Here is a 12,452-nt window from a genome sequence, read left to right on the forward strand (position 1 = left end):
CCCGGCGCCGGCACGCTCCGTGCACGATCATTCCCTGCCATCGCCAGCCCAATCGCAGGATCAACGCTTGACCAACCTTACTCATCCGTCGTCATTGCGTTCCGCCCCACAAGCACCCGCAACTATCCTGCGCGGGTCGATCAAGGGTGCGCTGGCGCTGCTGGCCCTGATCCTGCTGGGCCTGCTGCTGTGGCAGCTGTTCGCCCAGTTCAATCATACCCAGGCCGAATTGCGCAAACAGAGCCTGGACGCCTCAGCGGAACTGGCCGACCACCTGAGCCTGAACATGGCGCTCAAGGCGCAACAGGCCGTTAACGTGGTGCAACCCTACCTTGATGCACCAACACCTGCCGCCCTGCCCAGCCTGCTCGGTACCCTGCGCGAGCGCCTCCCCGCCCTGCAGAGCGTGGCCTGGCTGGACAACACCGGGCAGCTACGCGCCGACAGCCTGGCCGGCAGCCCTGACCGCCAGTCGCTTGACGAGTTGCTCGTGCTGAGCCAGGGACGCCCGTACTTCTTCACCAATTCGGCCGACAACCACCTCCTGTACCTGTTGCTGCGCCAGGATGCCGCACAGGGTAGCGGCTACTGGCTACTGCGCCTGTCACCGGACTATTACCGCGAGCTCACCCTCCACCTCGAGGGCAGTGGCCACCCGCAGTGGCTGCTGGAAAACAGCCGCAGCGGCGAGGTGCTGCAGCGCCATGCCGCAGCCGACACCAGCGACGAGCCGCTGCAAAGCGTGATGCTGGCCTTCATCGAAAACAGCACCTGGCAGCTACGCGGTCTGTTCGACGCCAAACTGGCCCGGCAAAAACTATTGCCGGCGCTGTTCGGCAAGTGCCTGCTGGTGCTGTTCTGCGCCCTACTGCCGGTGCTGGCGCTGATCAACATGCGTCGCCGCCAGCGGGCGCTGCAGGAAGACCGCCGGCGTTATCAGGAAATTTTTGAAGGCACCGGCGTTGCCCTGTGCGTGCTCGACCTGTCCAGCCTGCCCGGCCAGCTCGATCGCTACCACCTGCGCAACCGGGCCGCACTCAAGCACAGCCTGGCGCTGGACCCGAACCTGCGCCGCTCGCTGCTGCTGGAGCTGAAGATCACCGAGGTCAACCAAGTGGCGCGCCAGCTGCTGAACATCGACTGCCACGAAGGTGCCTGGCAGCGGCTGATCAATGGCACTGGCGACAGCCGAGACAGCGTCGGCATGCAACTGATCGACGCACTGATCGAACAACGCCCGCTGCTGGAGCTGGAAGTGCGCTTGCCGACACCGCAAGGCGACGAGCTGCACCTGTGGCTGATGGCTCGCATGCCGCTGCAGCGTCGTGATTATCAGGCGGTTATCCTCAGCATCAGCGATATCACCAGCCGCAAACAGGTGGAGCTGTCGCTACTGGAGCGCGAAAGCTTCTGGTCGGACGTGGTACGCACCGTACCCGACCAGTTGTATGTGCAGGATGTGCCCAGCCAACGGATGATCTTCAGCAACCGCCACCTCGGCCAGACCCTGGGCTACGACCGCACCGAGCTGGCACAGATGGGCGACCGCTTCTGGGAGCTGCTGCTGCACCCCGAGGACGCCGCACACTACCAGGCACTGCGCCAACAACAGCGCGACAGCGGTCATGACCAACCGCTGCACTGCCAGCTGCGCTTCCGCCACCGCGACGGAAGCTGGCGCTGCTACGACATCCGCGAGCAAGTGCTGACCCGCAACGCCGAAGGCCTGGTGACGCGCATCATCGGTGTGGGCAAGGATGTGACCGTTCAGATCGAGGCCAGCCAGTCGCTACGTGACAGCGAGCAACGCTACCGCATGCTCGCCGAAAGCATCAGTGACGTGATCTTTTCCACCGACAACCAGCTCAAGCTCAACTATGTCAGCCCCTCGGTACAGAGCGTGCTGGGCTACCAGGCCGACTGGATCTTCGCCAACGGCTGGCAGTCGATCGTCGCCAACCCGGCCCAGCTCACCGGCATTTACAGCCTGATGGAGCGTGTCAGCAAGGCCATGGGCGATCCGGCGCAGATGGCGCAACTGTGCAGCCAGTTACCCACCCAACTGTTCCTGTTCGACTGCCTGCGTGCCGATGGCCGCAAGATCCCGATCGAGCTGCGCCTGGTGCTGGTGTGGGACGATGACCAGCGCTTCGAAGGCGTACTCGGGGTGGGCCGCGACATCAGCCAGCAACGTCGTGCCGAAAAAGACCTGCGCATGGCCGCGACCGTATTCGAACATTCCACGTCGGCGATCCTCATCACCGACCCGGCCGGCTATATCGTCCAGGCCAACGAGGCGTTCAGCCGCGTCAGCGGTTACGCCGTCAGTGAAGTGCTCGACCAATTGCCGGGCATGCTCACTGTCGACGAACAGCAGGAAGGCCACCTGCGCTATGTGGTCAAGCAACTGCACCAGCGCGGCAGCTGGGAAGGTGAAGTGTGGCTCAAGCGCCGTGACGGCGACCACTACCCGGCCTGGGTCGGCATCACTGCGGTACTGGACGACGAAGGCGACCTGGCCAGCTACGTGTGCTTCTTCACCGACATCAGCGAACGCAAGGCCAGCGAACAGCGCATCCACCGCCTGGCCTACTACGACGCCCTTACCCACCTGCCCAACCGCACACTGTTCCAGGACCGTTTGTACAATGCCCTGCAGCAGGCCGAGCGGCAGAAGGCCTGGGTGGTGCTGATGTTCCTCGACCTCGACCGCTTCAAACCGATCAACGACTCCCTCGGCCATGCGGCCGGCGACCGCATGCTCAAGGACATGGCCCTGCGCCTGCTGGCCTGCGTGGATGACGACGACACGGTGGCACGCATGGGCGGCGACGAGTTCACCCTGCTGCTGCAGCCGCGCCCCACCCGCGAAATGGCCCTGAACCGCGCCATCCACGTGGCCGAGAACATCCTCGGCAGCCTGGTGCGGCCGTTCGTGCTGGAAAACCGCGAGTTCTTCGTCACCGCCAGCATCGGCATCGCCCTCAGTCCGCAGGATGGCAGTGAGCTGAGCCAACTGATGAAGAACGCCGACACCGCCATGTACCACGCCAAGGAGCGCGGCAAGAACAACTTCCAATTCTACCAGGCCGAAATGAACGCCAGCGCCCTGGAGCGCCTGGAGCTGGAAAGCGACCTGCGCCATGCCATGGAGCAGAACGAGTTCATCCTCTACTACCAGCCGCAGTTCAGCGGCGACGGCAAGCGCCTGACGGGCGCCGAAGCGCTGCTGCGCTGGCGTCACCCGACCCGTGGCCTGGTGCCGCCGGGTGACTTCATCCCGGTGATCGAAGAACTGGGCCTGGTGGTGGACGTGGGCGACTGGGTGCTGCGCGAGGCCAGCCGCCAGCTCAAGGCCTGGCACAAGGCCAAGGTGCGGGTGCCGAAAGTGTCGGTGAATATTTCGGCGCGGCAGTTCTCCGACGGCCAGCTGGGCACGCGGATTGCCAACATTCTGGAAGAAAGCGGCCTGCCGCCGGCATGCCTGGAACTGGAGTTGACCGAAAGTATCCTGATGCGTGAGGTGAACGAGGCGCTGCAGATTCTTGCCAGCCTGAAGAACCTCGGCCTGAGCATTGCGGTAGACGACTTCGGCACCGGCTACTCGTCGCTCAACTACCTCAAGCAGTTCCCCATCGACGTGCTGAAGATCGACCGTACCTTCGTCGACGGCCTGCCCGAAGGCGAGCAGGACGCGCAGATTGCCCGGGCGATCATCGCCATGGCCCACAGCCTCAACCTGGCAGTCATCGCCGAGGGCGTGGAAACCCACGAACAGCTGGAGTTTCTGCGCGAGCATGGTTGCGACGAGGTGCAGGGCTATCTGTTCGGGCGGCCGATGCCGGCGCATCAGTTCGAGGCGCAATTCTCCAACGAGACCTTGTTCATGTTCCATTGACCCGCACGCTGCCTGCTCGCAAGGTCCCGGTAGGACCGGGTTTACCCGCGAACACCGGCGAAGCCGGTGCCATCTACCGCGCCGGCTTCTTCGCAGGTAAACCCGCTCCTACACGTACGGTGTCGCGACACAATCCTGCATAAAAAGCGGACTTCCAGGTCAACTCCTGCCCCCGCCCAGCCCAGAAACGGCGCGGGATGCAAGATGAAGCCCATTGGTCTGCGACTTGACGCCACTTCATATGCCAGCCGCGAATCAATCGGTTAGAATGCACACCCAAATTACCCCGATCCTTGAGGACCGCCATGTTCAGCCGTGATTTGACCATTGCCAAGTACGACGCCGAGCTCTTCGAAGCCATGCAGCAAGAAGCTCTGCGCCAGGAAGAGCATATCGAGCTGATCGCTTCGGAAAACTACACCAGCCCGGCAGTCATGGAAGCCCAGGGCTCGGTCCTGACCAACAAGTACGCCGAAGGCTACCCAGGCAAGCGCTACTACGGCGGTTGCGAGTACGTCGACGTCGTCGAGCAACTGGCCATCGACCGTGCCAAGGAGCTGTTCGGCGCCGACTACGCCAACGTACAGCCGCACGCTGGCTCCCAGGCCAACGCTGCCGTCTACCTGGCCCTGCTGTCGGCCGGTGACACCATTCTGGGCATGAGCCTGGCCCACGGTGGCCACCTGACCCACGGTGCTTCGGTAAGCTCCTCGGGCAAGCTGTACAACGCCATCCAGTACGGCATCGACGGCAATGGCCTGATCGACTACGACGAAGTCGAGCGCCTGGCTGTCGAGCACAAGCCCAAGATGATCGTTGCCGGCTTCTCGGCCTACTCGCAGGTTCTGGACTTCGCCCGCTTCCGCGCCATCGCCGACAAGGTCGGTGCCTACCTGTTCGTCGACATGGCCCACGTTGCCGGCCTGGTTGCCGCTGGCGTGTACCCGAACCCTGTTCCGTTCGCCGACGTGGTCACCACCACCACCCACAAGACCCTGCGCGGCCCGCGCGGCGGCCTGATCCTGGCCCGTGCCAACGCCGACATCGAGAAGAAGCTGAACTCCGCCGTCTTCCCGGGCGCCCAGGGCGGCCCGCTGGAGCACGTCATCGCGGCCAAGGCCATCTGCTTCAAGGAAGCCCTGCAGCCAGAGTTCAAGGCTTACCAGCAGCAGGTCGTGAAGAACGCCCAGGCCATGGCCAGCGTGTTCATCGAGCGCGGTTTCGACGTGGTTTCCGGTGGCACCCAGAACCACCTGTTCCTGCTGTCGCTGATCAAGCAGGAAATCTCCGGTAAGGATGCTGACGCCGCACTGGGCAAAGCTTTCATCACCGTCAACAAGAACTCGGTACCGAACGACCCGCGTTCGCCGTTCGTCACCTCGGGCCTGCGTTTCGGCACCCCAGCCGTGACCACCCGTGGTTTCAAGGAAGCCGAGTGCAAGGAACTGGCCGGCTGGATCTGCGACATCCTGGCCGACCTGAACAACGAAGCGGTGATCGACGCCGTCCGTGAGAAGGTCAAGGCCATCTGCAAGAAGCTGCCGGTTTACGGCAACTGATTGACGCTTGCCTGAAGTGAAAAAGCCCGGCCCAGTGCCGGGCTTTTTCGTTTGATTTCGTTTGTTTCACACACACTGCTGCTCTTTGGAGGAGCAACTGTCTTGCTCAATTTGTAAAAGCTGGCGCGATCCCTGTGGGAGCGGNCTGCAGGGGCCGCTTTGCGGCCCTATCGCGACACAAGGCCGCTCCCAGAAAGACCGCGTTCCCAGTTGATCACCGCACAGGCCACACCTTGACCAGAGAACAACTCGAGACCCACCAGATCCCGATCTACTTCGCTGCCGTGCTCGCAGCCGTTGCCTTCGGCTTGATGGCCAGCCACAGCGCACGGCATCTGGAAGCCCTGATCACTCCCGCCATCGCCGTGTTGATGTACGCGATGTTCCTGCAAATACCCTTCCTCGACCTGCGCCAGGGCCTGGGTAACCGCCGCTTCATCACGGCCCTGCTACTGGCCAATTTCATGCTCGTTCCGCTGCTTGTCTGGGCCATCACCCGCGGGCTGGTGGAACACCCGGCGATCCTTGTCGGGGCCCTGCTTGTGCTGCTTACGCCCTGCATCGACTACGTGGTGGTGTTCACCCACATTGGCAAAGGCGACTCACGCCTGACACTGGCCGCAACCCCCGTGTTATTGCTGGCGCAACTGGTGCTGCTGCCGGTGTACCTGGCCCTGATGCTGGGTGGCAGCCGCCAGGTGGCAATTTCCATCACCCCGTTCGTGGAAGCCTTCGCGCTGTTGATCGTGTTGCCGATGGCCCTCGCGGTGCTCACCAGCGCCGGTGCCCGGCGCTCGCGCGCAATCGCGACGTGGAACGACGCCTGGGCGTGGTTGCCGGTGCCGGCGATGGCCTTGGTGCTGATGGTGGTGATCGCTTCGCAGATTGTCGTGGTACTGCGTGATTTCGACCGTTTGCTGCCGGTGGTTCCGGTATACATCGGCTTCATGCTGCTGGCGCCGGTGCTCGGCTTCATCTGTGCGCGCCTGCTGCGCCTGCCGGCCAGCGAGGCACGCTCGGTGACCTTCAGCGCAGCCACGCGCAACTCGCTGGTGGTGCTGCCGCTGGCGCTGGCGCTGCCAGAAGAGATGCGCGGGTTGGCGGCGGCAGCCGTGATCACGCAAACCCTGGTAGAGCTGGTGAGCGAACTGATCTATGTACGGGCGGTACCACGGTTTGTGCGTTGACCCGTGGTACTCGTCATAGAGAAAAGGACTATTCGGGGCACACAGCGAACACCTGCACCTCTACCAGGTAGCCAGCCCCCAGGGCGGCGCCCACGCAGGCCCGCACCGGTTTTGCACAGCCTTGCAACCAGGCGTCGTACACTTCGTTGACCAGGTCGAAGTGGCGGTAGTCGGCCAGCCACATCTGAACCCGCGTCAGCTGCGCCTTGCCGACGTTGGCTTGCACCATCAGGCCGTCGATCACGCTCAGCGCCTGACGCAACTGCCCCTGCACATCCTGTTGCAGGTCATCGGCCACGATGCCTGCCGTTTCGAAAAGGCCCCTGTAACTGACCGCCAGTGACATCCGCGCGCTTGATCCGTAGCGAGTGATCATCGAGGTGCCCCCCCCTCAACCCATCTGGTTGAAGCAGACGACTTTGGGTTGGGTCATGTCCTCGTAGGCGAACCGCACCCCCTCACGCCCAAGACTCCCATACTTGGCCCCACCAAATGGCATGGCATCGAAGCGGTAGTCGGAAGAGTCGTTGATCATTACACCGCCGGCCTCGATACGCCGGGCCAGGCTCAACGCCAGCGACAGGTCACGGGTGAACACACCGGCATGCAAGCTGTACTCCGGGGCATTGGCCAGCGCTATCGCCTGCTCGACAGTCTCGAAGGGCGCCAGCATCACCACCGGCGCAAAAACCTCTTCGAGCCACAGCCGGCTGACGGGATCAACGCTTTCGAGCACTGTCGGCGCATAGACCGCCCCCTGACGCTGGTGGCCGCAGAGCAGGCGGGCACCGCCCTCAAGCGCCTGGTTGACGCGTGCTTCGATCTGCCGTGCAGCCGCTTCGGTGATCATCGGCCCCATATCGGTTTCGCGCCGGCCCGGATCGCCCCAGACCATCGCCTGGGTCAATGCCACAAAGCGAGCACGAAACGCCTCGTAGATCGAGGCATCCACGAGAATGCGCTGGGTGCCGATGCAGTTCTGCCCTGCGGCCCAGAACGCGCCCGACACACACGACTCGACCGTGGCTTCAAGGTCGCAGTCCTTGAGCACCAGCACCGGGGCATTGCCGCCAAGGTCCATGGCAAGCTTTTTCAAGCCAGCCCCGTGCGCAATCTGTTCGCCCGTCGCGAAACCGCCCGTAAAGGAAACCATGCGCACCTCACGCACAGCCACCAGCGCCTTGCCCAGTTCGGCGCCCCCTGTGGCTACGGTGACGACGGCCTCCGGCAACCCTGCCTCCACCAGGTACTGCACCAGTTTCAGGGCAGAAAGAGGGGCCAGGTCCGAGGGTTTCAGAATGACCGCATTGCCCCCTGCAAGTGCTGGCCCCAGCTTGTGCGCCACCAGGTTGAGCGGGTCGTTGTACGGGGTAATGGCCAGGATCAACCCCAACGGCTCACGGGTGAACCAGCCCTGACGCGATTCGGAGCCTTCATAGGCATCGAAAGGCACCACCTCACCGGCGTTGCGCCGCGCCTCTTCGGCAGACAGCTTGAGCGTGTTGATGCAGCGTTTGACCTCTTTTTCGGCCTGGCGCAGGGTCTTGCCCGCTTCATCGACGATCAGGCCGGCAAAGTCTGCCGCATCCCGTTCAATGAGCTGAGCGGCGTGCTCCAGAATAGCGGCCCGGCGGTGCCGGGGCAGCGCCGCACTTTCACGCACACCCTGACGGGCACGGGCGAGCAAGGCAGGCACCGCTTCTGCGCCGAGGTTGTCGACGCTGCCAACCAGGCTGCCATCGAAGGGGTTGTACACATCGATCAAGGCGGGTTGCTGAACAAGCGCCCGCGATACGGAAGTCAGGCTCATGAACGTTGCTCCTCAGGCCGAATGGCCGGCGGTGTGAATGGCGACAATGTCCGACAGCAGGGCAAAAGCCGTTTCGATGCGCCCCGCCCCCGGGCCGGACACGGTTACAGCCCCCAGCAACTCGGTGTCGAACGCCAGCGCATTGGTGGCGCCCGAAATACCCGCCAAAGGGTGATGGCCAGGCAACAGCTTCGCTTCGACGCTGGCTCGCACCGAACCATCGGCTTCACGGTGGGCGCTGCCGATCAGCTTCCAGCGCTCGGCCGCCGCCTGTGCCCGCTCGATAGCTGCGCTGTCGATGGCACTGATACCGCTGCAGGCCACATCACCCACCTGCAGACAGGCGCCGAGCAACTCATTGGCGAGGATCACCACCTTCAGGCGTACGTCATGGCCTTCCACATCGGCGGTCGGGTCAGCCTCGGCAAAGCCAAGCGCTTGTGCCTGGGCCACCGCCTCGTTGAAGCCAAGCCCTTCCTCCATGCGCGTGAGCACATAGTTAGAGGTACCGTTGAGAATGCCCTCGAAACCTACCAAGCCCGCGCCCGCCAGGGTCTGGCGCGCCATGCGCAGCACCGGTGTGCCGCTCATTACGGCGCCTTCGTATTCGAACGACACATCGTTGGCCTTGGCCAAGGCCTTGAGCGCCTGGGCATGCAAGGCAATCGGCCCCTTGTTGGTGGTGACCACGTGCTTGCCCGCCTCCAGCGCCCAGCGGCAGAAGGTTGCCGCCGGCTCACCGTCCTTGGGGTTGGTGAATGTGGCCTCGGCGATGATGTCGGCGCCTGATTGCTTGATCACCGCCTCATTGAACGCCTCGGCCGAACCTTGAGGGATTTGCGCCAGTGCGCCCTTCTGAGCCGGCAGCGCGGCCAGCATGGCGGCATCCAGGCCGTCGCGGTCGATCACCGACCCCAGGAACAAGTCGGTGACACCAACGATTTTCAGGCCAAAGCCCAACTCGTGCTGCCAGCGCGCATTGCGTTCGGCGATCAGTTGGGCAAGCGCGCGGTTAACGCCACCAAAGCCAACGAGTGCAATTTTGTATTCGGTCATGGTTTGCTGTCCTGTCCAGGCAGTGGGTCGATGAGGACTAGCGTAAGAGCCGTGCACTGCCAGTTGAATATGGCAATCCGCTGTATTTATTGGCCAATCTGGCCAGTGCAAAGCGCGCACCTGCGCCAGGGCAAAACGCACAACGCCGCCTGGGCGCGAACCCAGGCGGCGTTGTGCTAGCCGATGCAAAGACGCGCTTCAGACCACCGCGGCCAGGACGAACGAAGTCACCGTGTTCTCCACCCCGGGCATGGCAGCGATTTCCTTCCACACATGGTGAACTCGCTCCGGGCTGGAGGCCTCGACGCGCAACATCAGGTCGAACTCGCCGCTGAGCACTTCACACTGGATCACCTCGGGGATCTGGCGCAGCGCATCGAGTACCGCCTCACCGCGCATGCGGTCATAGCGGTAGACGAAGATCACCGCGTTGATCAACGACGCCGGCCGTCTGCCCTCACCGATGCGCAGGGTATAACCCTGAATGGCGCCGTCGCGCTCCAGGCGCTCGATGCGCTGGCGTACCGCATTGCGCGACAGGTTCACCTTCAACCCCAACTCGGCGTGGGCAATACGCGCATTGGCGGTGAGCTCGGCGAGAATGCGCTCGTCCAGGGGGTCGAGGATGCGCTTCATCGCCCAGCCTGCAACCGGGCCAACAAGGCATGAACACCGGCCAGGTCGTCAGCTGCCAACAGCGGCCCATCGCCCGCTGTGCCGACCGCACCGGCGGGCACCTCGCCGTGCCAGGCCCCCAGCTCCGCCAGCAGCCCGGCAGACTTTTCGGGGGCAAACTGCCCCAGCGTGACGATGGGCGCACCGATGTTGCGCCGGTGCAGGCGCCCGGCGAATACCCCTGTCGCGGCATGAGGGTCTACTGCGCTGCCCGTTTCGTGGAACAGCGTGACAATTTCTTCGCGAATCAGCACGTCGTCCACGGCATAGGAGTCGAACAGCATGCGCGCATGCAACCACTGGCGGTTGCCGATGCTCAGCTCACCACACGCCTCGAAGTGCTCCATCAGTGCCCGGGTCGCCCCGCCATCGCGGTCATACAGTTCCCAGACGAAGCGCTCCAGGTTGGAGAACAGCGAAAAGTCCATGACCGGTGACAAGGTCTGGCTGGTTGAACCACGGCTGTAGCGGTTGCAGTGGATGAACCGGTGCAGGGCATCGTTGCGGTTGGTGGAGACGATGATCTGGTTGATCGGCAGGCCCATTTTCTGGGCAATGAACCCCGCGTAGATCTCGGCAAAACTGGCCGTGGGGATGCTGAACCCGACCGGGCGTATCCCGCCACCGAGCTGCAGCGCCGCATGGAAATAGAACACGATCTGCGCCAGCACACCGACCCAGTTGGTGGAGTTGAAGCTGACCGGAATCAGCCCGGGGCATGGCCAGTCACGCAGCAGCGCCGACACCAGCGACTGGCAATCGTCAAAGCTGCCATCCACGGCCACGCAGCTCACGCTGTCGGACGCGGCACTGCGCATCACTGCCGCGCGGTCAGCGGGCGTGCCTGCGCTGGGGTATAGCGCCAGCAAGCCTGCTGCAGGGCAATGCCGAAGCGCTTCGATAGCCGCTACTGCGGTATCGCCGTTGCTGGCACCGACCAGCATGACCCGCTCGCACTCCGCCCCCAGAAAGTGCCGGACAAAGCGCGCCTGCAACTGCGCGGCAAAGTCCTTGGAGGACCGGGTAGGGCCATGAAAAAGCTGCAGGATCCATTCGTTATGGCCAAGCTGCTGCAACGGCGCAATGCCGCGGTGGCGGAACCCGCGATAGCTGTCGCTGACCAGCGCCCTGAGGGTAGGCTCGTCGAGGGTATCGCCGACAAACGGTGCCATCACCCGCCAGGCCAGTTCGTCGAAGGGCAACCACGACCAGCTGGCAATTTCCTGTGGGCTGAACACCGGCACCGAGATGGGCACATAAAGCCCGCCATCGTCGGCCAGGCCAGAAAGCAATGCCGTGCGGAAATCGACCCGTGTCTCGTTGCCGCGCGTGGATGTGTACTGCATCGGTGCTCCAGATAGCTACGTAAATTAACGATGCGCCATGGCCACCAGCCAATGGCTGAACGCCTGGGCATCGGGGGACAACGCTTCACCCAGGCCGCGTACCAGGAAAAACGACTCGCTTGCCTCGATACGCTGGGCAAAGGGAGCGACCAGCCGCCCCTCCTGCAGCAGGTCCTCGACCAGCGACGAGCGTGCCAGCGCCACCCCGAGCCCCAGCTCCGCCATGCGCAGGGTCGACACCAGCGTGTCGAACTGCAGGCCACTGGAAGAGTCGACCTGATCGGCGCCGACCCGCTCCAGCCAGTAGCCCCACCCCTCCTCGTAACCCAGCACATGCAGCAACGGCACACGGGCCAGGTCGCGCGGGTCGCGCAGCGGGCAACCGGCCAGCAGCGCGGGTGCGCACACCGGCACCAGCATGTCGCGGGTCAGGCGCTGCGCCTCTACCCCGGCCCACTGCCCGCTACCCCAGCGGATTTCCAGATCATCTTCGGCATCCAGCTCCTTGACCCACAGGTTGCTGATGTAGCGGATGTCCACCTGCGGGTGCGAACGCCGAAAGTCGGCCAGCCGCGGGGCCAGCCAGAAGTGCAGGAACGACAGGCTGCCCCGTACCTTCAGCGGCCGACGTTGGCGTTGCCCGAAGATTTCATTGGTGCCGACCGCAAGGCGGCTGATGGCGTCCTGCACCACCGGCAGGTAGGACTGCCCTTCTTCGGTCAGCCCCAACCCGCGTGGCAGGCGCTTGAACAGCGCCACACCCAATTGGCTTTCCAGGTGACGAATCTGTTGGCTCACGGCCCCTTGGGTAAGGTGCAGCTCTTCTGCCGCATGGGTGAAGTTCAAGTAACGCGCCGACACTTCGAAGGCTCTCAGCCAGTTCAGGGGGGGCAAGGTTTTCTGGGTCATCGGCGGCTTCTC

At 63.7% G+C, this 12,452-nt stretch carries 9 protein-coding genes; 3 read left to right on the forward strand and 6 right to left on the reverse strand.

All coding sequences use genetic code 11. The features are described from left to right. Window positions 1–67: 67 nt before the first annotated feature. From ACTJJN_RS20610 to ACTJJN_RS20620, 3 genes are all read left to right on the forward strand, one after another. Window positions 68–3,898, forward strand: coding sequence for a sensor domain-containing protein (locus ACTJJN_RS20610; RefSeq protein WP_221100759.1), 3,831 nt, complete (start codon window positions 68–70; stop codon window positions 3,896–3,898). A 305-nt stretch (window positions 3,899–4,203) separates the two neighbouring features. Beyond that, entirely contained in the window at window positions 4,204–5,457 is a 1,254-nt protein-coding gene (gene glyA / locus ACTJJN_RS20615) for a serine hydroxymethyltransferase (protein WP_003247505.1), read from the forward strand. Window positions 5,458–5,690: 233 nt separating this feature from the next. After that, the gene (locus ACTJJN_RS20620; protein WP_221100758.1) at window positions 5,691–6,644 is read left to right on the forward strand and encodes an arsenic resistance protein; all 954 of its coding nucleotides are present in this window, start codon (window positions 5,691–5,693) and stop codon (window positions 6,642–6,644) included. Between the two features lie 28 nt (window positions 6,645–6,672). Here the strand turns inward: ACTJJN_RS20620 and ACTJJN_RS20625 are convergent, their stop codons facing one another. From ACTJJN_RS20625 to ACTJJN_RS20650, 6 genes are all read right to left on the reverse strand, one after another. Further along, entirely contained in the window at window positions 6,673–7,020 is a 348-nt protein-coding gene (locus ACTJJN_RS20625) for a RidA family protein (protein WP_256596083.1), read from the reverse strand. A gap of 15 nt (window positions 7,021–7,035) precedes the next feature. Then, on the reverse strand, window positions 7,036–8,454 hold the full coding sequence (locus ACTJJN_RS20630; RefSeq protein ID WP_221100757.1) for an aldehyde dehydrogenase family protein: 1,419 nt from the start codon (window positions 8,452–8,454) through the stop codon (window positions 7,036–7,038). 12 nt (window positions 8,455–8,466) lie between these two features. Continuing rightward, entirely contained in the window at window positions 8,467–9,510 is a 1,044-nt protein-coding gene (locus tag ACTJJN_RS20635) for a homoserine dehydrogenase (RefSeq protein ID WP_221100756.1), read from the reverse strand. Between the two features lie 198 nt (window positions 9,511–9,708). Beyond that, window positions 9,709–10,146, reverse strand: coding sequence for an Lrp/AsnC family transcriptional regulator (locus ACTJJN_RS20640; protein WP_010951921.1), 438 nt, complete (start codon window positions 10,144–10,146; stop codon window positions 9,709–9,711). Next, complete coding sequence (locus ACTJJN_RS20645) at window positions 10,143–11,531, reverse strand: threonine synthase (protein ID WP_070096318.1); 1,389 nt, start codon at window positions 11,529–11,531, stop codon at window positions 10,143–10,145. The genes ACTJJN_RS20640 and ACTJJN_RS20645 overlap by 4 nt, the downstream gene beginning before the upstream one ends. 24 nt (window positions 11,532–11,555) lie before the next feature. Then, the gene (locus ACTJJN_RS20650) at window positions 11,556–12,440 is read right to left on the reverse strand and encodes a LysR substrate-binding domain-containing protein (RefSeq protein ID WP_014859427.1); all 885 of its coding nucleotides are present in this window, start codon (window positions 12,438–12,440) and stop codon (window positions 11,556–11,558) included. Window positions 12,441–12,452 lie beyond the last annotated feature (12 nt).

Origin of the sequence: Pseudomonas sp. 22515, from assembly GCF_052044625.1 — a bacterium.
GTDB classification, from domain to species: Bacteria; Pseudomonadota; Gammaproteobacteria; order Pseudomonadales; family Pseudomonadaceae; genus Aquipseudomonas; species Aquipseudomonas alloputida.